Annotated in this window: 18 protein-coding genes; 12 read left to right on the top strand and 6 right to left on the bottom strand. The window is 66.4% G+C overall.

Going from position 1 to position 19,785, the window contains the following annotated elements:
• Positions 1-10 precede the first annotated feature (10 nt).
• The gene (locus NFC73_RS03115) at positions 11-973 is read right to left on the bottom strand and encodes a quinone oxidoreductase family protein (protein ID WP_254747589.1); all 963 of its coding nucleotides are present in this window, start codon (positions 971-973) and stop codon (positions 11-13) included.
• Positions 974-1,145: 172 nt separating this feature from the next.
• Positions 1,146-2,237, bottom strand: a complete 1,092-nt coding sequence (locus tag NFC73_RS03110; RefSeq protein ID WP_254747588.1) for a fatty acid desaturase family protein — start codon at positions 2,235-2,237, stop codon at positions 1,146-1,148.
• 176 nt (positions 2,238-2,413) lie between these two features.
• Here NFC73_RS03110 and argC point away from each other — a divergent pair, with 176 nt between their 5' ends.
• The 9 genes from argC to NFC73_RS03065 all read left to right on the top strand — a co-directional run bounded on the left by argC (position 2,414) and on the right by NFC73_RS03065 (position 12,188).
• Entirely contained in the window at positions 2,414-3,445 is a 1,032-nt protein-coding gene (argC, locus tag NFC73_RS03105; protein WP_254747587.1) for an N-acetyl-gamma-glutamyl-phosphate reductase, read from the top strand.
• Entirely contained in the window at positions 3,442-4,608 is a 1,167-nt protein-coding gene (gene argJ, locus NFC73_RS03100; RefSeq protein WP_254747586.1) for a bifunctional glutamate N-acetyltransferase/amino-acid acetyltransferase ArgJ, read from the top strand. Before argC ends, argJ begins: the two co-directional genes overlap by 4 nt.
• Positions 4,609-4,651: 43 nt before the next feature.
• Positions 4,652-5,608 (top strand): acetylglutamate kinase, encoded by a 957-nt coding sequence (argB, locus tag NFC73_RS03095; protein ID WP_254747585.1) that lies wholly within the window; start codon positions 4,652-4,654, stop codon positions 5,606-5,608.
• 92 nt (positions 5,609-5,700) lie between these two features.
• Positions 5,701-6,951 (top strand): acetylornithine transaminase, encoded by a 1,251-nt coding sequence (locus NFC73_RS03090; protein WP_254748215.1) that lies wholly within the window; start codon positions 5,701-5,703, stop codon positions 6,949-6,951.
• Positions 6,948-7,979: an ornithine carbamoyltransferase gene (argF, locus tag NFC73_RS03085; RefSeq protein ID WP_254747584.1), complete on the top strand. Its 1,032-nt coding sequence runs from the start codon at positions 6,948-6,950 to the stop codon at positions 7,977-7,979. The genes NFC73_RS03090 and argF overlap by 4 nt, the downstream gene beginning before the upstream one ends.
• Complete coding sequence (locus tag NFC73_RS03080) at positions 7,979-8,515, top strand: arginine repressor (RefSeq protein WP_254747583.1); 537 nt, start codon at positions 7,979-7,981, stop codon at positions 8,513-8,515. The genes argF and NFC73_RS03080 overlap by 1 nt, the downstream gene beginning before the upstream one ends.
• A gap of 106 nt (positions 8,516-8,621) precedes the next feature.
• Complete coding sequence (locus tag NFC73_RS03075; protein WP_160669740.1) at positions 8,622-9,827, top strand: argininosuccinate synthase; 1,206 nt, start codon at positions 8,622-8,624, stop codon at positions 9,825-9,827.
• 4 nt (positions 9,828-9,831) lie between these two features.
• Entirely contained in the window at positions 9,832-11,280 is a 1,449-nt protein-coding gene (gene argH, locus NFC73_RS03070; protein WP_254747582.1) for an argininosuccinate lyase, read from the top strand.
• Between the two features lie 140 nt (positions 11,281-11,420).
• On the top strand, positions 11,421-12,188 hold the full coding sequence (locus tag NFC73_RS03065) for a maleylpyruvate isomerase family mycothiol-dependent enzyme (RefSeq protein ID WP_254747581.1): 768 nt from the start codon (positions 11,421-11,423) through the stop codon (positions 12,186-12,188).
• Between the two features lie 2 nt (positions 12,189-12,190).
• On the opposite strand, the gene NFC73_RS03060 is transcribed toward NFC73_RS03065, so the two are convergent.
• Together NFC73_RS03060 and NFC73_RS03055 are read right to left on the bottom strand one after the other, a co-directional pair.
• Positions 12,191-12,712, bottom strand: a complete 522-nt coding sequence (locus NFC73_RS03060) for a methylated-DNA--[protein]-cysteine S-methyltransferase (RefSeq protein ID WP_254747580.1) — start codon at positions 12,710-12,712, stop codon at positions 12,191-12,193.
• Positions 12,709-14,235, bottom strand: coding sequence for a DNA-3-methyladenine glycosylase 2 family protein (locus tag NFC73_RS03055; protein ID WP_254747579.1), 1,527 nt, complete (start codon positions 14,233-14,235; stop codon positions 12,709-12,711). The genes NFC73_RS03060 and NFC73_RS03055 overlap by 4 nt, the downstream gene beginning before the upstream one ends.
• Before the next feature lie 78 nt (positions 14,236-14,313).
• On the opposite strand from NFC73_RS03055, the gene NFC73_RS03050 reads away from it, so the two are divergent.
• Complete coding sequence (locus tag NFC73_RS03050; protein ID WP_254747578.1) at positions 14,314-14,964, top strand: DNA-3-methyladenine glycosylase; 651 nt, start codon at positions 14,314-14,316, stop codon at positions 14,962-14,964.
• Here NFC73_RS03050 and NFC73_RS03045 read toward each other — a convergent pair.
• Positions 14,934-15,569: a GNAT family N-acetyltransferase gene (locus NFC73_RS03045; RefSeq protein ID WP_254747576.1), complete on the bottom strand. Its 636-nt coding sequence runs from the start codon at positions 15,567-15,569 to the stop codon at positions 14,934-14,936. The genes NFC73_RS03050 and NFC73_RS03045 overlap by 31 nt on opposite strands.
• A gap of 155 nt (positions 15,570-15,724) precedes the next feature.
• Here NFC73_RS03045 and NFC73_RS03040 point away from each other — a divergent pair, with 155 nt between their 5' ends.
• Positions 15,725-17,953 (top strand): HelD family protein, encoded by a 2,229-nt coding sequence (locus NFC73_RS03040; protein ID WP_254747574.1) that lies wholly within the window; start codon positions 15,725-15,727, stop codon positions 17,951-17,953.
• A 79-nt stretch (positions 17,954-18,032) separates the two neighbouring features.
• Complete coding sequence (tyrS, locus tag NFC73_RS03035; RefSeq protein ID WP_254747572.1) at positions 18,033-19,346, top strand: tyrosine--tRNA ligase; 1,314 nt, start codon at positions 18,033-18,035, stop codon at positions 19,344-19,346.
• 17 nt (positions 19,347-19,363) lie between these two features.
• Here tyrS and NFC73_RS03030 read toward each other — a convergent pair whose 3' ends face one another.
• Entirely contained in the window at positions 19,364-19,630 is a 267-nt protein-coding gene (locus NFC73_RS03030; RefSeq protein ID WP_254747570.1) for a hypothetical protein, read from the bottom strand.
• Positions 19,631-19,785: the final 155 nt, after the last annotated feature.

Raw genomic sequence — 19,785 nt, 5'->3', positions numbered from 1 at the left:
CCTGTATCCATCAGGGAACCAGCAGGACCTTTCCCGTGGTACGCCGGCCCTCGAGGTCCTCATGGGAACGCCGCGCCTCGGCCAGGGGGTAGGTGGCGCCGATCCGTACCTTCAAGTGCCCCTTTTCTGCGGCGGCGAAAATCTCCGCCGAGCGCCAACGGCGCTCCTGCTCGTTGAGCAGGAAGTGGGCCAGGGACGGACGCGTCAGCGTCAGCGAACCGCCGGCGTTGAGGCGCTGCGGATCCACCGGCGGAACGGCCCCGGAGGCTGCACCGAACAGGACCAGCATGCCTCGCGTGCGGAGGCAGGAGAGGGACCCGTCAAAAGTGTTCCGGCCGACGCCGTCGTACACCACGTCCACGCCTTTCCCGTTGGTGAGTTCGCGGACATGGTGGGGGAAGCCCTCGTACCGCAGCACGTGGTCGGCCCCGGCGTCGCGGGCAAGTTCTCCCTTGGCCTCCGAGGAAACCGTGGTGATGACGCGGGCGCCCCTCTCCTTCAGCAGTTGGATCAGCAGCAGCCCGACGCCGCCGGCACCGGCGTGCGTCAGAACTGTGTGGCCGGGTTCGACCTTGAAGGAGGAATTGATGAGGTAGTGGGCGGTCATTCCTTGGAGCGGCAAGGCAGCCGCCGTCAGGTCGTCGACGCCGTCCGGCACCGGAAGTGCCTTGGCCGCATCGAGCACCGCGTAGCCGGCGTAGCATTTAGTGCCCTCGGCCGTGGCCACCCTGCTGCCGACTGCGAAGTTTTCGACGCCTTCGCCGAGCTCCTCTACAGTCCCGGCGGCTTCCGAGCCAGGCGTAAAGGGGAACGGGACCTGGTACATGCCCCCGCGCTGATAGGTGTCGATGAAGTTCACCCCGGCTGCCGCCACCTTGATGAGCAACTGGCCGGGACCCGGCGTCGGTCGGTCCACCTCGGCAATCTCAAGGACTTCCGGACCTCCGGACTGGCGGGCAACGATGGCTTGCATAACAAGGTCTCCTCTCCGGGCGGGGGTTTCCCGCGGCCGGTGTCTCTGACCATCCTAGGGATACCGCTACCGACGACGAAGCGACGGCCGGTGGCCGGCCGTCGCTTCGGGTCATACGGGGCAGAGCCATGCGGGGGAGCCCCCGTGGCCCGCCTCTTCTTAGCAGCGTCTGCTAGAACCGACGGGTCACCGTTGCCATGGGGCACTCGAAGTGGCGTCCTGCAGCAAGGCCTACATCGTTCAGGTAGCGGACGATGATGCCGTAGGACTGCAGCAGCGTGGTTTCCGTGTAGGGAACCTGGTGCTTCTTGCAGTACTCGCGGACAATCTTGGCTGCCTTATCCAGCTGGGGGCGTGCCATATCCGGGAAGAGATGGTGCTCAGCCTGGCGGTTCAGGCCGCCGAGCAGGATGTCCATAAACCGGCCACCGGAGATGTTCCGTGACGTCAGGACCTGGCGGCTGAAGAAGTCCACGCGGCTGTCCGCGGGCAGGACAGGCATGCCCTTGTGGTTCGGCGCGAAGGAAGCACCCATGTAGAAACCGAAGACGGCGAGCTGCACGCCGATGAACGCGAACGCCATCCCGAGCGGCAGGAACGTAAAGGCCAGCACGGGCAGGAGGCTAAGCCTGACCAGCAAAATGGGAAGCTCTACCCATCGGTGGGTCACCTTGGCCCGGCGGAAGACGAACTTCACGGAATCGATCTGCAGCCCCAGGCCAACAAGGAACAGCAGCGGGAAGAAGAACCAGCCCTGCTTGCGGGTCAGGAACGAAAACCTGCCCTGCCGCGTGGCGGCGGCTTCGGGGTGGAAGGCGATGGCCCCCGTGGCAATGTCAGGATCCTTCGAAATGACGTTGGGGTGATTGTGGTGGGCGCCGTGCTTCTGCTCCCACCAGGAATAGCTCATGCCGGCAACCGAGGTGGCCAGGATGCGGGCGGTCCAGTCGTTGGCCCGGCGCGACGCGAAGATCTGGCGGTGCCCGGCCTCGTGGGCCAGGAAACTCAGCTGTGTGCAGAGGACCCCGACGGCCGCCGCGATAAGGAGCTGGAACCAGCTGTCGCCGATCAGGGCAAACCCGAACCACGTGGCGGCCATGAGGAGTACCAGGCTGGCAAAGAGCGTGATGTAGAAACCGACGCGGCGTTCCAGCAGGCCTTCAGCCTTGACGCTCTTCAACAGCTCCGAATAGCTCAGGACAACGGCGTTGGGCTGCCGGACACGCGATTTTGGGCGCTCTGACGTGGGGAGGGTGGTGGTCATGGAGCGGGGCCTCGTAACTGTTTCGGGCAACGCTGCAGCCGACATTCGGACTGCACGGTCATGATCACCCTCACTCCATCTTACGCCTGCCTGTCCAGCGGCGGTCCGGGAATCGATGCCAACGTCGATGCATAAATATCGGGCACACTGAATACTTTTGCTGTAAGATTCACGGCATGACTATTTCTGTTGCCGTCTCCGGAGCCAGCGGCTATGCCGGGGGAGAGGTCCTGCGGCTCCTGGCGGGACATCCGGATGTGACCATCGGCGCCATCACCGCGCACAGCAACGCAGGCTCCCGCCTTGGCGAGCTGCAGCCGCACCTGCTCGGACTGGCCAGCCGCATCCTTGAAGACACCACGGTGGAGAATCTCTCCGGGCACGATGTGGTGTTCCTGGCACTTCCGCACGGTGCGTCCGCCGAGATCGCGGCACAGCTCCCCGAAGGCACAGTTGTGATCGACGCCGGCGCAGACCACCGCCTCGAGGATCCAACCGCGTGGGAAAAATTCTACGGCTCGGCCCACGCCGGAACCTGGCCCTACGGTCTGCCGGAGCTCCCCGGCCAGCGCGAGGCCCTCAAGGGCGCGACGCGGATCGCCGTCCCGGGCTGCTACCCGACGTCGGCCCTCCTGGCCCTGGCGCCCGGGTTCGCCGCCAAGCTGCTACAGCCCGACGACGTCGTGATCATTTCCGCTTCCGGCACCTCGGGTGCGGGCAAGGCCGCCAAGGTGAACCTCATCGGTTCCGAGGTGATGGGCTCCATGAGCCCGTACGGCGTGGGCGGCGGCCACCGCCACACCCCCGAGATTGAACAGGGCCTCTCCAATGCTGCCGGTGAGGGTGTCACGGTGTCCTTTACGCCGACGCTCGCGCCGATGAGCCGCGGCATCCTTACCACCGCCACCGCGAAGGTCAAGCCCGGCACCACGGCGGCCGACCTCCGCCAGGCGTGGGCTGATGCCTACGACGACGAGCCGTTTGTCCACCTGTTGCCGGAAGGGCAGTGGCCCGCCACCAAGTCCGTCCAGGGCTCCAACCACGCGGCCATGCAGCTGGCACTGGATGAACACACCGGCCGCGTGATTGTGACGTGCGTCATTGATAACCTCACCAAGGGGACTGCCGGCGGCGCCGTGCAGTCCATGAATATTGCGCTTGGCCTGCCGGAAACCGCCGGCCTCAACCTGCAGGGAGTTGCACCGTGACCATTACCGCCCCCCTGGGATTCCGCGCCGCTGGCGTCACCGCCGGGCTGAAGACCTCCGGTAAGCCGGACCTCGCCCTGGTGGTCAACGACGGCCCGTCCAAGGCCGCGGCAGCCGTCTTCACCAGCAACCGCGTGGCCGCGGCCCCCGTCCACTGGTCCCGCCAGGTGGTCTCGGATGGACGCGTGGACGCAGTGGTCCTCAACTCCGGCGGTGCCAACGCCTGTACCGGTCCCCAAGGGTTTCAGAACACGCACAGCACGGCCGAAAAAGTGGCCGCTGTCCTCGGCATCTCGGCGACGGACGTGTTTGTCTGTTCCACCGGCCTGATCGGCGAACAACTGCCCATGGACAAGATCCTCCCGGGCGTCGAGGCTGCCTCGGCAGCGCTCAGCACGGACGGCGGTCCGGATGCGGCCACCGCCATCATGACCACAGACTCGGTGCCCAAGTCCGCACTGTTCATCGGCACGGACGCCGACGGCCAGGAGTTCACCATCGGCGGCATCGCCAAGGGCGCCGGCATGCTGGCACCTGGCCTGGCCACCATGCTGGTGGTCCTCACCACTGACGCCGACGTCGAAGTGGAAATGCTCGACGTCGTCCTCCGCGACGCCACGCGCGTCACCTTCGACCGGGCTGATTCGGACGGCTGCATGTCCACCAATGACACCGTGGTGCTGCTGGCTTCCGGCGCGTCCGGTGCCGTCCCGTCCGCCGAGGCGTTTGGTGCCGGGCTGACCCGGGTATGCGCCGAACTGGCACGCAAGCTGATCGGGGACGCCGAAGGCGCCAGTCACGACATCGCCATCCGCACCTTCAACGCGGCCAGCGAGCGGGACGCCGAAACGGTCAGCCGCTCCGTGGCCCGGTCTAACCTGTTCAAGGCAGCCATCTTCGGCAAGGACCCCAACTGGGGCCGCGTGCTGTCCGCCGTGGGCACCACGGACGCCGTCTTCGAACCGGACCAGCTCAACGTCGCCATCAATGGCATCCAGATCTGCCGCAACGGCAGCATCGGCGACGACCGGAACCTGGTGGACCTCGAACCCCGCGAAGTCCTGGTGGAAATTGACCTGCAGTCCGGTGACGCCGAAGCCACCATCTGGACCAACGACCTCACCCACGACTACGTCCACGAGAACAGCGCCTACTCAAGCTAGATCCTCGCGCTGATCAACCAGCAACCCTGGAGAAACTGCACGCATGAACACCCAGACCCGTGAAACGACGTCCATGAGTGATGCCCAAAGCAAGGCCGGCACGCTGATCGAGGCGCTGCCCTGGATCCAGCGGTTCGCCGGCACCACCATGGTGATCAAATACGGCGGCAACGCCATGGTCAACGAGGAACTGCGCCGCGCCTTCGCCGAAGACGTAGTATTCCTGCACCATGTGGGCATCCACCCCGTAGTGGTCCACGGCGGCGGTCCGCAGATCAACTCCATGCTGGCGCGGCTGGGTATCGAGTCCGAGTTTAAAGGCGGCCTCCGCGTCACCACGCCCGAAGCCATGGACGTGGTCCGGATGGTCCTCACCGGCCAGGTGGGCCGCGAACTGGTGGGCCTGATCAACTCCCATGGCCCGTATGCCGTGGGAATGTCCGGTGAAGACGGCGGCCTGCTCCGCGCCGTTCGGACCGGCACCGTCATTGACGGCGAGGAAGTGGACCTGGGCCTGGTGGGCGAAGTTGTCGGCGTCAACCCGGAGGGCATCCTGGACATCCTGGCCGCCGGCCGCATACCCGTCATCTCCACCGTGGCACCTGAAATCGAGTCCGACGGCCTCGAGACGGCTGCCGGAGAGGTCCAGACCACCGGGCAGGTCCTCAATGTCAACGCGGACACCGCCGCGGCCGCCCTCGCCGAAGCCCTGGGGGCCTCCAAGCTGGTGATCCTCACCGACGTCGAAGGCCTCTACGCCAACTGGCCGGACCGGTCCTCCCTCATCTCCTCCCTGACGGCCTCGGAACTGCGCCAGCTTTTGCCCTCGTTGGAATCGGGCATGATCCCCAAGATGGAAGCGTGCCTTAAGGCCATTGACGGCGGCGTGGAACGCGCGCACATCGTGGACGGCCGCCTGCCGCACTCGATGCTCCTGGAAACCTTTACGGCCGCGGGCATAGGCACGCAGGTCGTCCCCGATGAGGAAGTGAACGCATAGTGACCAGCACTGAACTGAACCATTCCGCTGAAGGCCGCAGCAGCGATGGGGGGCCGGGTGTGGTCGGGCACCGCGAAGCGGGCGGGACCCCCATCGCTGCGGAGGCCACGGCGACCACCCTCGTTTCCCACAGCACTGGCGCTGAGTGGCTCAAGCGCTACTCCACGTCCCTGATGGGCGTCTTTGGCACGCCGCAGCGTGTCCTGGTCCGTGGTGCGGGCTGCCTGGTCTGGGACGCCGACGGCAAGGAATACCTGGACCTGCTCGGCGGTATTGCCGTCAACGCCCTGGGCCACGCCCATCCGTTTGTCACGTCCGTGATTTCGAGCCAGCTGGCCACCCTGGGCCATGTCTCCAATTTCTTCACCAGCCCCACGCAGATCGCACTGGCAGAAAAGCTGCTGGCACTGACCCACGCCCCGGCGGGTTCCAAAGTATTCTTCACAAACTCCGGCACCGAAGCCGTCGAGGCCGCCTTCAAACTTGCCCGGCGCAACGGAGCCAGCCCCGACGGCACCACGGGCAAACGCACCAAGATCATCGCCCTCGAAGGCGCCTTCCATGGACGCACCATGGGTGCCCTGGCCCTGACCGCCAAGGAAGCCTACCGCGCACCGTTTGAGCCGTTGCCCGGCGGCGTGGTCCACATCCCGTTCGGCGACGTCGCAGCCCTGGAAGCAGCCATCGACGAAACCGTGGCCGCCGTATTCCTGGAGCCCATCCAGGGCGAAGCCGGGGTGCGGCCACTGCCTCCTGGCTACCTGAAGGCAGCCCGCGAAGCGACCACAAAGGCCGGCGCCCTGCTGATCATGGACGAGGTCCAGACCGGTATCGGCCGGACAGGCAAATGGCTCGCGACGGAGGACGCCGGGATTGTTCCGGACGCCATCACCCTGGCCAAGGGCCTCGGCGGCGGCTTCCCCATCGGTGCGCTTCTCACGTTCGGTGAGCAGACGTCGTCGCTCCTGTCCGCAGGCCAGCACGGCACTACCTTCGGCGGCAACCCGGTGGCGACAGCGGCCGCGCTGGCCACGCTGCACGCGATCGAGAGCCAGCGGGTCCTGGAAAACGTTGCAGCCGTGGGGGAGTACCTCCGCACCGGGCTCGCCGCCGTCGACGGCGTCACCGAAGTCCGCGGCGAAGGCCTCCTGATCGGCTTCGACCTGGACGCCGAGGTGGCTCCCGCCGTGGTGACCGCAGGGTTGAACGCCGGTTTCATTGTCAACAGCCCCGGCCCTCGCACCATCCGGCTTGCCCCGCCGCTGGTCCTCACCAACGACCAGGCAGGCACCTTCCTCGCCGCCCTCCCGGCAATCCTCCAGACAGCTAAGGACGCGCAGTGACCCCTGTAGTTTCTTCCGCCGGCACAGCCAGCACCACCCGCCACTTCCTGAAGGACACGGACCTCAGCCCCGCTGAGCAGGCCGAGGTCCTGGACCTGGCCGTCCGCATGAAGGCAGCGCCGTACAGCGTGCAGCCCTTTGCCGGGGAGGGAAACGGCCGCAAGACCGTGGCCGTCATCTTCGACAAGACCTCCACCCGTACGCGGGTTTCCTTTGCCACGGGCATCGCGGACATGGGCGGCAACGCGCTGATCATCAACCCGGGCGAGGCGCAGATCGGCCACAAGGAGTCTGTTGAGGACACGGCCAAGGTCCTTGAACGTATGGTCTCCACCATTGTGTGGCGCACCGGCGCGCACTCGGGACTCGTGGCCATGGCTGAGAACTCCAGGGTGCCGGTTATCAACGCCCTGTGCGATGACTACCACCCGTGCCAGCTCCTGGCGGACCTGCTCGCGGTGAAGGAACACAAGGGCGAACTCAAGGGCCTCACCATGAGCTACCTGGGCGACGCCGCCAACAACATGGCCAACTCCTACCTGCTGGCCGGCGTCACAGCCGGGATGCACGTCCGCGTCGCCGGCCCGGAAGGCTACCTCCCGGCCGCGGACATCGTTGCCGCGGCGGAGGAGCGCGCTGCCCAGACCGGCGGTTCCGTACTCATCACCACCGACGCCGCCGTTGCCCTCAAGGGCGCCGACGTTGTGGCTACTGACACCTGGGTCTCCATGGGCCAGGAAGCCGAAAAGGAAGCCCGGCTGCAGCTGTTCCGGGAGTACTCCGTCGATGAGGCGGCCATGGCACACGCGGCGGATGACGCCGTCGTGCTCCACTGCCTGCCCGCCTACCGCGGCTACGAGATTTCGGCGGGCGTCATCGACGGCCCGCAGTCGATCGTCTGGGACGAAGCGGAGAACCGGCTGCACGCGCAGAAGGCACTGATGGCCTGGCTGATGCACCGGTCCGGACTCGCCGTCGTTGACGGGCTGGCCCCGGAGGTTGGGCTGGCGCCGGAGGTCGGCAACTAGTGTCCGTCCCGCCGGCAGCGCCGGGCTCCAGCCCGGCCACCAAAACGGCCCGCCAGGCGCGCATCACCGCGATCCTGACGGGTGAATCGGTGCGCTCCCAGGCGGAGCTGGCCGCTTTGCTGGCGGACGACGGCGTCCAGGTCACCCAGGCCACGCTGTCCCGGGACCTCGTGGAACTCGGCGCCGTCCGGGTCCGCGGCAAGGAAGGCGTGCTGGTTTACGCCGTCCCCGGCGAGGGCGGCGAACGTGCGGCCAAGAGCGGGGTCAGCCAGGAGATCCTGGATGCCCGGCTTGCCCGGCTGTGCAGTGAACTCCTGGTCACGGCGGAAGCCTCGGCCAACATCGCGGTGCTCCGGACCCCACCCGGTGCTGCCAACTTCCTGGCCCTGGCCATCGACCACTCGGTGATGCCCTCCATCCTGGGGACCATTGCCGGTGACGACACCGTGCTGCTGGTTTCCCGGGATCCGCAGGGCGGGCAGGACCTCGCGGTCCGGTTCCTGCAGCTCGCCGAGGAAGCCGGCGGCGGCCAGTAGGCCCACACCGCCCGAACACCCTCCCGGTGTGACAGGCTTTCCCCAGAACGTTTTTCCTGAAGAAATTCCCCGATCCACACCTACAACCCCAATTAGGAGCATTTTCGTGACTGAGCGCATTGTTCTGGCCTACTCCGGTGGCCTCGATACTTCCGTAGCCATCGGCTGGATCGGTGAAGCCACCGGTGCCGAGGTCATCGCCGTGGCGGTCGACGTCGGACAGGGCGGCGAGTCGCTGGAGACCATCCGCCAGCGCGCACTCGGCTGCGGCGCCGTCGAAGCCTACGTGGCCGACGCGTCCGACGAGTTCGCCAACGAATACTGCATGCCCACGCTGAAGGCCAACGCCCTCTACCAGGGCCACTACCCGCTGGTTTCGGCCATCTCCCGCCCGGTCATCGTCAAGCACCTGGTCAAGGCCGCCCGCGAATTCGGCGCCACCACCGTGGCCCACGGCTGCACCGGCAAGGGCAACGACCAGGTCCGCTTTGAGGTGGGCATCCAGACCCTCGGCCCGGACCTGAAATGCATCGCACCGGTCCGTGACCTCGCGCTCACCCGCGACAAGGCCATCGCCTTCGCCGAGGAAAAGGGACTGCCGATCGAGACCACCAAGAAGAACCCGTACTCGATCGACCAGAACGTCTGGGGACGCGCCGTCGAAACCGGTTACCTTGAGGACATCTGGAACGCGCCCACCAAGGACATCTACGACTACACCGCGACGCCGGAGTTCCCGCCGGCCCCGGATGAGGTCACCATTTCCTTCCAGGCCGGCGTGCCGGTAGCGATCGACGGCGTCCGGGTCACCCCGCTGCAGGCCATCAAGGAACTGAACCGCCGTGCCGGCGCGCAGGGTGTGGGCCGGATCGACGTCGTCGAGGACCGCCTCGTGGGCATCAAGTCCCGCGAAATCTACGAAGCCCCCGGTGCCATGGCGCTGATCACCGCGCACAAGCACCTTGAGGACATCACCGTCGAGCGCGAGCAGGCCCGCTTCAAGGCCACTGTTGGCCAGCGCTGGGCCGAACTGGTCTACGACGGCCAGTGGTTCTCACCGCTCAAGCGCTCCCTGGACGCGTTCATCGAAGACACCCAGCAGTACGTCACCGGTGACATCCGCATGGTGCTGCACGGTGGACAGGCGATCGTCAACGGCCGCCGCTCCGAGACCTCGCTCTATGACTTCGACCTCGCCACCTACGACACCGGCGACACGTTCGACCAGTCCATGGCGCGCGGTTTCATCGAGCTGTGGGGCATGTCCGCCAAGGTTGCCTCCGGCCGCGATATCCGCGTCGCAGGAAAGTAAACCGTTGGCTGAGCAGACTCCGGTTTCGACAGGCTCAACCACCGGCTCGACGAACACCGGCGCCCTGTGGGGCGGTCGGTTCGCCGGCGGCCCCGCGGACGCCCTCGCAGCCCTGAGCAAGTCCACGCACTTTGACTGGCGGCTGGCCCGCTACGACATCGCCGGCTCCAAAGCGCACGCCCGCGTGCTGCACAAGGCCGGGCTGCTGGACGACGCCGAACTCGGCGGCATGCTGGACGCCCTGGGCCGCCTGGATGACGATGTCGCCTCAGGCGCGTACTTGCCGGCCGAGTCCGATGAGGACGTGCACGGGTCACTGGAACGCGGCCTGATCGAACGCGCCGGTACCCAGCTGGGCGGCAAACTCCGCGCCGGACGGTCCCGCAACGACCAGGTGGCCACGCTGGGCCGCATGTTCCTGCGGGACCACGCCCGGATCATCGCGCGCGGCGTGCTGGCAACGATCGAGGCGCTGGTGGGGCAGGCCAAGGCCCACCAGGGTGTGGCCATGCCAGGCCGCACGCACCTGCAGCATGCCCAGCCCATCCTGCTCAGCCACCACCTGCTGGCCCACGCCTGGGCGCTGCTGCGCGATGTGCAGCGGCTCCAGGACTGGGACAAGCGCGCGGGGGTTTCGCCGTACGGTTCCGGCGCCCTCGCAGGCTCGTCGCTGGGCCTGGACCCGGAGGCCGTCGCGGCGGACCTGGGCTTCTTCTCCGCCACGCACAACTCCATTGACGGCACCGCATCGCGCGATGTCTTCGCCGAGTTTGCGTGGGTTACGGCCATGATCGGCGTGGACCTGTCCCGCGTTTCGGAGGAAGTCATTCTGTGGGCCACCAAGGAGTTCTCCTTTGTGACCCTGCACGATTCCTACTCCACCGGTTCCTCGATCATGCCGCAGAAGAAGAACCCCGACGTCGCCGAGCTGGCACGCGGCAAGGCAGGGCGCCTGATCGGCAACCTGACCGGGCTGCTGGCCACGCTCAAGGGCCTGCCGCTCGCGTACAACCGCGACCTGCAGGAGGACAAGGAACCGGTCTTCGACGCCGCCGATACCCTGGAGCTGCTGCTTCCTGCTGTCTCGGGCATGATCGCGACGCTGAAGTTCAACACGGAACGGATGGAGTCGCTGGCACCGCAGGGCTTCGCGCTGGCCACGGACATTGCCGAGTGGCTGGTCCGCCAGGGAGTTCCGTTCCGTGAGGCGCACGAGCTCTCCGGAGCAGCCGTCAAGCGGGCCGAAAGCCGCGACGTGGAGCTGTGGGACCTGACGGATGAGGAATACGCCGCCATCTCGGAACACCTGACCCCGGAGGTCCGCACGGTCCTGTCCACCGAAGGGTCGCTCAACAGCCGCAACTCACAGGGCGGCACCGCACCCGCCGCCGTCGAACGCCAGCTGCTCGCCCTCGACAGCGAGCTCGCCGGCGTGCGGGACTACGCAGCCTAACCCCCAAACGCTCTCTCACTTTTGAGGCGATTTCGGCCGACGCTCCTCCAGTCAGTGCAGGAGCGTTGGCCGTTTCGGCACCAAAGCTGAGAGAGCGTTCTGCGTTAAGGGTCGTTAACTCTGTCGGCTACCATGGCGCTATGACTGAGATCACTACTTCAGAACTACTGGCCGAACTGCATAAGGCCGCCGACGCCGTGGCCTCGACCGCCGCGAAGTTCACCGATGAGGATGTCAAGGCACCGTCGGGACTGCCCGGCTGGACCCGCGGGCACGTCCTGGCGCATCTCGCCGGCATCTCCAACGCCATGGCACGGCAGCTGGAATTTGCCGCCCGCGGCGCCACTGTTGAGCTGTACGACGGAGGCCAGGACGGACGCACGAAGGCCATCGAGATGGCCGCCGGCCACAATGCGGATGCGCACCGGGCTGACGTGCAGGCCGGTCTGGACCGGGCACTGACGGCTTTTGATTCGCTGGAAGGAGACGCCGGCTGGCAGGCCTCCATTGCCTACCGTGGAGGTGTGGTCTTCGACGGCGGCCTCGCGCTGTGGCGTGAACTGGTGATCCACACAGCGGACCTGGACGCGGGCCTCGGGCCAGAGACGTGGAGCCGGAGGTTCTGCGAGCACCTCTTCGACTTCCTGGCGGCCCGTGTCCCGCCGGGGGAAAAACTCGTGCTGCAGCCACTCGGGCTCCCGCCCGTGACCCTTGGACTCGGCCGTTCCACCGTTATCAGCGGGATGATCACTGACATTGCCGCCTGGCTGGCCGGCCGTGAACCATCGCTCGGCAGCCTGCGGGCAACAGCCGCCGCGGACGGCGTGGACCTCCCGGAACTGCTGCCCTGGCCAGCCGGGACGCCGGCTGCCGGAGCCACGCCATCCGGGACACCCGCAGCGCGGTAGCCCTATCCGGCTTCGCGGGCCAGCAGGCTTTCCGTTGCTTCGCGGGCCAGCAGGCTTTCCTTAATGGCCAGGCCCCAGCGGAAACCGCCCAGGGAACCGTCGGTGCGGATGACGCGGTGGCACGGCACAAACAAGGCGGCCGCGTTGAACGCACAGGCGCTGGCCGCGGCCCGGACCGCCTTCGGGTTTCCGGAAAGTTCGGCGTACTCGGTGTACGTCACCGGTGACCCGGGGCGGACGGTCCTCAGCACATCCCAGGCGTGCGACCGGAACGGCCCTGACTTCTGGCGCACGGGGACGGCCATGGCAGGCGCGGGATCGCCGGCATAGAAGGCCTCCACGGCCCGGGAAATGCTGCCCAGGTCCGTGACCGCTTCGACGTCGCCCGGCCGCAGCTCGGGGTGGATCTGGCCGGTCAGCTCACCCGGCCCGGCGGTCCAGCCCGAGGCGAGGACTACGCCGTCCTGGGCAAGGATGGTGAACGGTCCGTCCGGGGTGGACATCACTAACAGCTGGGCTTTCATAGCATCGCTTTCTCTGGAACGGCTTGTATGGGTTTGGAGGATTTGGACTCCGCGGCGGCGCGCCACAGGTGCATGGTGGCGTAGGACCGCCACGGGCTGACCTCGCGGAAATCGGGGCTTGGCGTCACGCCAGGCGCCTCAACGCCGCAGCCGTCTTGGTTCGTGGGGGCCGGGGCGAGCGCCCGGATACCGTTTCGCACCGCGGCGTCGTTGGCCAGAAACACGTCCGGCGCGCCGAGGACACGCATTGCCACGTAGCCCACGGTCCACGGGCCCACCCCGGGAAGGGGAAGCAGTTTGGCGCCGAGCCCAGGCAGATCGTCCCCGTAGCCAAAATCCAGCTGGCCTCCAGCCAAGGTCGACGCGGCTGAACGGATGGCGTCAATCCGGCCTTGCGGACCGCGGAGCAGCGAGTAGCCGTTCTCGGCGATTTCGGCCGCGGTGGGAAACAGCCGGTCAAGGCCCTCGCCGGCGACCGCGCTGGGACTGCCGGCAGCGGCCAGCCGCGTCAGTGCGGTCCGGGCCGCAGCCACGGTGATTTGCTGCCCGATCATCGCCCGGATGAGCAGCTCCTGCGGATCCAACGCGCCGGGCATCCTGATGCCCGGCGCACTGGCAACCGAGGCGGCCAGGCGGGGCTCCTGGGAGAGGGCACTGTCGATGGCCACCGGATCGGCGTCGAGGTCGAAGAGCCGGCGTACCCTGCTCAGCAGTGCGGGCAGGTCCCGGAGGTCCACCGCGCCGATGGTGAGGGTCAGCGGCCGCCCGGTAGCGCCGTCGTCGTAAGTCACGCTGAAGCGGGCATCGCCATGCGGAAGCTGCAAAGTACGGGCGTACGACGTCGGCGTCCCCGCCTCGATCCCGGGGATCGCCCTGACGGCGAGGAAGGAAAAGATGCCGGGATCGAAGGGTTCGCGGTACGGCAGGCTCAACGTCAGCGACGTCGCGGCGGCAGGGGAGCGGTGGTGCCTGGCGGTGGCGCGCAGGGCAGTGGGCGTCATCGCGAACACCTCCACCATGGTGTCGTTGAACTGGCGGACGCTGCTGAAGCCGGACGCGAATGCGATGTCCGCCAGCTTCATCGCTGTGGACACCAACAGGGTGCGGGCAGTCTGGGCGCGGCTGGCCCGGGCCAGGGAGAGCGGGCCGGCGCCGAGTTCGTGGCTGAGGATTCGATTGAGCTGGCGGGAGGAGTATCCCAGCCGGGCGGCGAGGCCCTCCACCCCGTCCCGGTTGATCACGCCGTCGTTGATGAGGCGCATCGCGCGGCCCGCAAGGTCCTGCCGGATGTTCCACGCCGGCGTGCCTGGCACTGCTTCGGGGAGGCAGCGCTTGCACGCCCGGTAGCCGGCGTCGTGCGCTGCGGCAGAGGTTTCGTAGAAGGTGACGTTCACGGCTTTCGGGGTCCTGGCGGGGCAGGACGGGCGGCAGTAGATGCCGGTGGTCCGGACAGCAGTGTAGAACTGCCCGTCGAACCGGGTGTCCCGCGCGTCAATTGCGCGGTAGCGCTGCCAGAAGTCCATGCCCTCCATCCTGCCAGCCGGCGACCGGCACTGCTAGCGGAAATCGGACACGGCCGTGGCGTTCGATAGAGTCGGACCATGACCGCCAGCCTGAGTCCCGCCAGCCCGGATCAGCTCCGCGAACTGCTGTCCGGCGATGCCCGGAGGGTCGCTCCGCGGCTCCTGGGATCCGTACTGACCCACCACAGCCACGAGGGAACTGTGGCTGTGCGGATCACGGAGGTGGAGGCGTACATGGGTCCCGGCGACTCGTCGCATCCGGATCCCGGCTCCCACACTTTCCGTGGCCCCACGGCCCGCAACGCGCCAATGTTCGGTCCGGCCGGCCACCTCTACGTCTACTTCACGTATGGCATGCACTACTGCGCCAACATCGTCTGCGGCCCGGCGGGCACCGCATCTGCCGTCCTGCTGCGGGCGGGCGAGGTGGTGGAGGGGCAGCACCTCGCGCAGGTGCGGCGTCCGACGTCGAAATCGGCCCTCGACCTGGCGAGCGGCCCTGCCCGGCTGGCCACCACGCTGGCCCTCACGACAGCCGACAGCGGCCGGGATGCACTCGCTGACCCCTTCGAGCTGCGGCTGCCTTCGGTACCCGCTCCCGTGTTCAGTTCCGGGCCGAGGGTAGGCGTCTCCGGCGATGGCGGCTCCGCGACGTATCCCTGGCGCTTCTGGCTGCCAGGCGATCCCACCGTGTCCCGCTACAAGGCGGCGAAGGTGCGCCGGGCATAATCCGTCCCGCCCGCGTGGTCTCCCGCCAGGGCGAACGGGGCCAACCGGTGCTGGAGGCGCTGCTGCACCGCGGGCCATTCCTGCCCCAGGACCGAGAACACAGCCGAATCTGCACGTGTGCCGTCAGGCGCCAGGCGGTGGCTGCGCAGCACGCCCTCGAACGTCGCCCCCAGCCGCTCGATGGCTGCGGCGCTGCGCATATTGCGTGCGTCGCAGCGAAATGCAACGCGCTGAACGTGAAGGACGTCGAACGCAAACGCAAGCAGGGCGTGCTTGCTGGCGGGATTCACGTGCGTGCCCCAGAGCTGCCGTCCAAAGAAGGTGCCGCCAACCTCCACGCGCTGCTGGGCGGCATCGAACGCATTCAGCGCGGTTGTGCCCAGCAGGGCTCCGGTCCGCTGGTCCGTCACGGCGAAGGCCAGGCTGGCCGGGTCCTCAATTCTGGCCGCAAACAGCCCTGAAAGCTCGTGCGCCGTGGCCGGCAGGGGCGCGGCCATTCCTGCCCACATCGCGGCGTCCACGAAGTCAAACAGCCCTTCGGCATGGTGCGGTGCCAACGGAAGGAGGGAAAGCCCGTATCCGGTCAGGACGTTCTCGTGGTGCATTGCAGTATTTAATCACCCACGGGGCGGAACGGCTACGGAAGTGTGCGGCCTGAAAGTGAACATTGGGTGACTTCCGGGGCAGGGGACCGGCGGGCGCGTTAACCGAAATGGTTGTAGAATGGACGGTCTGTCTTTTGCGATAGGGGAACGTTTAAATGCTCGACGCCGATTTGGCCCACGAACGGAACTATGTTGCCGGCCTGTACGCGCGGCTGGAAGAGCTCCGCGCGGAAAAGCGCCAGCAGTTGGCACAGGTCCGCCGGGCCGGTGCCGTGGGCACCATGCAGAATGTCTCCGAACGCGACGCCTTCGCCGCGCTCTACGAGGACCGCCTCGCCCAGCTCGACGCCGTCGATGACCGCCTGGTCTTCGGCCGCCTCGACCTGGATTCCGGTGAGGCCCAGTACATTGGGCGCATCGGCCTGACCACCGATGACCTCCAGCGGCTCATGGTGGACTGGCGCGCGCCCGAAGCCGGCCACTTCTACCAGGCAACGGCGTTTGACCGGCAGGGCGTCCGCCGCCGGCGGCACCTGATTCTGCAGGGCCGGGAAGTCAAGGCCATCGAGGACGACGTCCTTGACGCGGACATGCTCGCGGACGACGCCTCGCTGCAGGGCGAAGGAGCCTTGCTGGCGGCTCTCGATTCCAAGCGCACGGGCCGGATGTCCGACATCGTCGGCACCATCCAGTCCGAGCAGGACCGCATCATCCGGTCCTCCATTTCCGGTGCCCTCGTGGTGCAGGGTGGTCCGGGTACCGGTAAGACTGCTGTGGCACTGCACCGGGCCGCGTACCTGCTTTACACGCACCGGGAGCGGCTGAAGACTGCCGGCGTGCTGCTGGTGGGCCCGTCGTCGTCCTTTATGAAGTACATCGAACGTGTTCTTCCCTCGCTCGGTGAGACCGGCGTGGTGATGGCCAGCGTGGGTCGCCTGATGCCCGGGATCAAAGCGGTTGCCGAACCTGAGGCAGAAGTCGCGGCCATCAAGGGGCGGCTGGACATGGTGAAGGTTGTGGCCAATGCGGTCGCGAACCGGCAGCGGATCCCCGCCGAGGACCGTGTCCTGGACGTCGACGGCCGCAAGCTGGTGCTGACACGGCGGCAAGTAAGCCGGGCGCGCGAACGTGCCCGGTCCACCGGCAAGCCGCACAACGAGGCGCGTCTGACGTTTATCAAAATTCTGCTCCGCGAACTGACCGAGCAGATGACCGATCTCGTGGAGGCCGGGAGCATCGGCAACAATGCCGACCGCTCGTATCTGGCAGAAGACGTCCGCACGGCCCGCGACGTCCGGATCGTCCTGAACCTGTGCTGGATGCCGATGACTCCGGAGAAGCTGATCAACGAGCTTCTGAGCAAGCCCGCAGTACTGGCGGCCTGCACACCGAACCTGTCCCTGAGGGAGCGGTCGCTGCTGCTGCGCCCCGCCGATGCGCCCTGGACCGAGGCTGACGTCCCGCTGCTGGACGAGGCCGCGGAGCTCCTTGGTGAAATGGACCCGGCGGCGGGACGTGGCCTTGCACAGCAGGAGCACGACCGCGCCCGGGACCTTGCCAACGCCAAGCAGACACTGGTGAACATGGGGGACATGGGTGTCGATGTCCTCATCTCCGCCGAGGAACTCGCCGATCAGAACCAGGAGCGCGAAAACCGCCTGACGGCCGCCGAGCGCGCCACCAGCGACCGCACGTGGGCGTTCGGCCACATCGTGGTGGATGAGGCGCAGGAGCTTTCGCCCATGCAATGGCGCCTGCTGGTCCGTCGCTGCCCGCTGAAATCCTTCACCATCGTGGGCGACATCGCGCAGACCAGTTCAGTCGCCGGCGCCAACTCCTGGCAGGGGGCCCTGGCGCCCATGTTCGGGGACCGCTGGCAGCTGGAGGAGCTGACAGTCAACTACCGGACGCCCTCCCAGATCGCCGAGGCCGCCGCCCGCATGGCCAACGCGGCCGGACTGGTGGTTTCCGCGCCGAAGGCCGTCCGCGAGGGACGGTGGGCCCCCGTCATCGACGAGGTTGACCGCGGACAGGTGGTGAACCGTTTGGTGGAGGTGCTCCCTGAGGAACTGGAGGCGCTCGACGGCGGCCTCCTCGCCGTGATTGCCGACGGCGACCTTCTGCCGGCTGCAACGTCAGCCCTTCGTGCCGTGTACGGCCGGCGCATCGGCAACGGCGCGGGCAGCTACGAACAGGACATCGTGGTCATCAGCCCGCGCGAGGCCAAGGGCCTGGAGTTCGACGGCGTTGTGGTGCTTGAGCCGTCCGTCATGCTCAACCGCGAGCATGGCCGGGTGGGCGATCTGTACGTCGCCATGACCCGGCCCACCCAGCGGCTCCGGCTGATCGCCGCGGAAGGTATTCCGGCAGGCATCGAAGGCTGAGCCGGTCCGCTTTGCCCCTTGACGCCCGGCGCCGTTCATTTCGGCGCCGGGCGTCGCCGATCCTGCTAACTTAGAAGTCGTGTCAGAACTCAACGATCTCGAATCCCAGCAGAACGACCCCACCTTCGCCAATGTCTGGCAGGAGCTGAAGTGGCGCGGCCTGGTCCACGTCTCCACCGATGAAGGGGAACTGGAAAAGCTCCTCGCCGGTGATCCGATCACCTATTACTGCGGATTCGACCCCACCGCGCCGAGCCTGCACCTGGGCAACCTGGTCCAACTCCTCGTGATGCGCCGGCTGCAGCTCGCAGGGCACAAGCCGCTGGGACTGGTGGGCGGATCCACAGGACTGATCGGCGATCCGCGGCCCACCGCAGAACGCACGCTGAACACCAAGGACACCGTCAACGAATGGGTGGGCTACCTGCAGGCCCAGGTCCGCCGCTTCCTCAGCTTCGATGGCCCCAGCGCCGCCCGCATGGTCAACAACCTCGACTGGACCGCACCGTTGAGCGCCATCGACTTCCTGCGCGAGATCGGAAAGCACTACCGCGTCGGGACCATGCTTCGCAAGGATGCTGTTGCGTCCCGCCTCAGTTCGGACGAAGGCATCAGCTACACCGAATTCAGCTACCAGATCCTGCAGGGCATGGACTACCTCCAGCTGTTCCGTGACTACGGCTGCATGCTGCAGACCGGCGGTTCGGACCAGTGGGGCAACCTCACCAGCGGTACTGAACTCATCCGCAAGGTTGAGGGCAAGAGTGTGCACGCCCTGGGTACGCCGCTGATCACCAACTCGGACGGCACGAAGTTCGGCAAGAGCGAAGGCAATGCCATCTGGCTCGACGCCGGCATGTGCAGCCCGTACGCCTTCTACCAGTTCTGGCTGAACACCGCCGACTCTGACGTTGTGGACAGGCTGAAGGTCTTCACTTTCCTGAGCCGCGCTGAAATCGAAACCCTGGCAACTGCCGTTGCCGAACGTCCCTTCGCCCGGGAAGGCCAGCGGAAGCTGGCGTTCGAAGTGACTTCCCTGGTCCACGGTGTGGAGGCAACAGAGAAAGTCATCGCGGCGTCTGCTGCACTTTTTGGCAACGGTGACCTGTCCGCACTGGACCGGCCAACTCTGGAAGCCGCCACGTCGGAGCTTCCGTCCGCCCGCGTCCAGGTGGATGGCCTCGGGATCATTGACCTCCTGGTGGCATCCGGCCTGTCGGAGAGCAAGTCCGCGGCCCGGCGGACCGTCGGCGAAGGCGGCGCCTATGTAAACAACGAGAAGGTGTCCGACCCGGAAGCTGTCATCTCCGAATCGGAGCTGCTGCATGGCCAGTACCTGCTCCTGCGCCGCGGAAAGAAGAATCTCGCGACTGTCGAAGTCCTTGTTCCTTAGCCTTCCCAAGCCCCCATTCACGCTCCTCCGCAGCCGATTTGCACGGGCTCGGGGGAGCGTGTATTGTTTTCTGAGTCGCCGCCATTGAGTGGTGACAAACCCCCTTCACAAGAGAAGCAATTCATCGTGTGCAAAGCACGAAAATGATGAAAAGCTTCACTTTTTGATGGGCGGATTCGTTCCACAGAGTGAATATCGGGAAAATAACCCGGATTTGCAAAGTGAATAAGAATGAAATAAGCTATAAACATCGCAGCGAAGAAAACCGAAACAAAAGAATTCATTTGAATATGAATTGTTTCGGGAATTATTCGAATGTGTCTGTTGTTTGAGAACTCAATAGTGTGCCAAGTTTGTTGATACCAATTTATTGTATTGAATTGGTTGAATTGACTGGATTATGCCACCCCGTGGTGTGGTCTGGTTTTTACAGCTGGTT

The sequence above is a fragment of the Pseudarthrobacter humi genome (genome assembly GCF_024294965.1).
Classification (GTDB): Bacteria; Actinomycetota; Actinomycetes; order Actinomycetales; family Micrococcaceae; genus Arthrobacter; species Arthrobacter humi.
This window is presented reverse-complemented; position numbering and strand designations above follow the sequence as displayed.

What these genes read in the sequence shown, in the direction of transcription:
- NFC73_RS03030 (WP_254747570.1), bottom strand. Translation starts at nt 19,630, where the DNA reads ATGAATTCTTTTGTTTCGGTTTTCTTCGCTGCGATGTTTATAGCTTAT.
- NFC73_RS03055 (WP_254747579.1), bottom strand. Translation starts at nt 14,235, where the DNA reads ATGGACTTCTGGCAGCGCTACCGCGCAATTGACGCGCGGGACACCCGG.
- NFC73_RS03060 (WP_254747580.1), bottom strand. Translation starts at nt 12,712, where the DNA reads ATGAAAGCCCAGCTGTTAGTGATGTCCACCCCGGACGGACCGTTCACC.
- NFC73_RS03110 (WP_254747588.1), bottom strand. Translation starts at nt 2,237, where the DNA reads ATGACCACCACCCTCCCCACGTCAGAGCGCCCAAAATCGCGTGTCCGG.
- NFC73_RS03045 (WP_254747576.1), bottom strand. Translation starts at nt 15,569, where the DNA reads ATGCACCACGAGAACGTCCTGACCGGATACGGGCTTTCCCTCCTTCCG.
- NFC73_RS03050 (WP_254747578.1), top strand. Translation starts at nt 14,314, where the DNA reads ATGACCGCCAGCCTGAGTCCCGCCAGCCCGGATCAGCTCCGCGAACTG.
- argC (WP_254747587.1), top strand. Translation starts at nt 2,414, where the DNA reads ATGACTATTTCTGTTGCCGTCTCCGGAGCCAGCGGCTATGCCGGGGGA.
- argB (WP_254747585.1), top strand. Translation starts at nt 4,652, where the DNA reads ATGAACACCCAGACCCGTGAAACGACGTCCATGAGTGATGCCCAAAGC.
- NFC73_RS03115 (WP_254747589.1), bottom strand. Translation starts at nt 973, where the DNA reads ATGCAAGCCATCGTTGCCCGCCAGTCCGGAGGTCCGGAAGTCCTTGAG.
- NFC73_RS03065 (WP_254747581.1), top strand. Translation starts at nt 11,421, where the DNA reads ATGACTGAGATCACTACTTCAGAACTACTGGCCGAACTGCATAAGGCC.
- NFC73_RS03040 (WP_254747574.1), top strand. Translation starts at nt 15,725, where the DNA reads ATGCTCGACGCCGATTTGGCCCACGAACGGAACTATGTTGCCGGCCTG.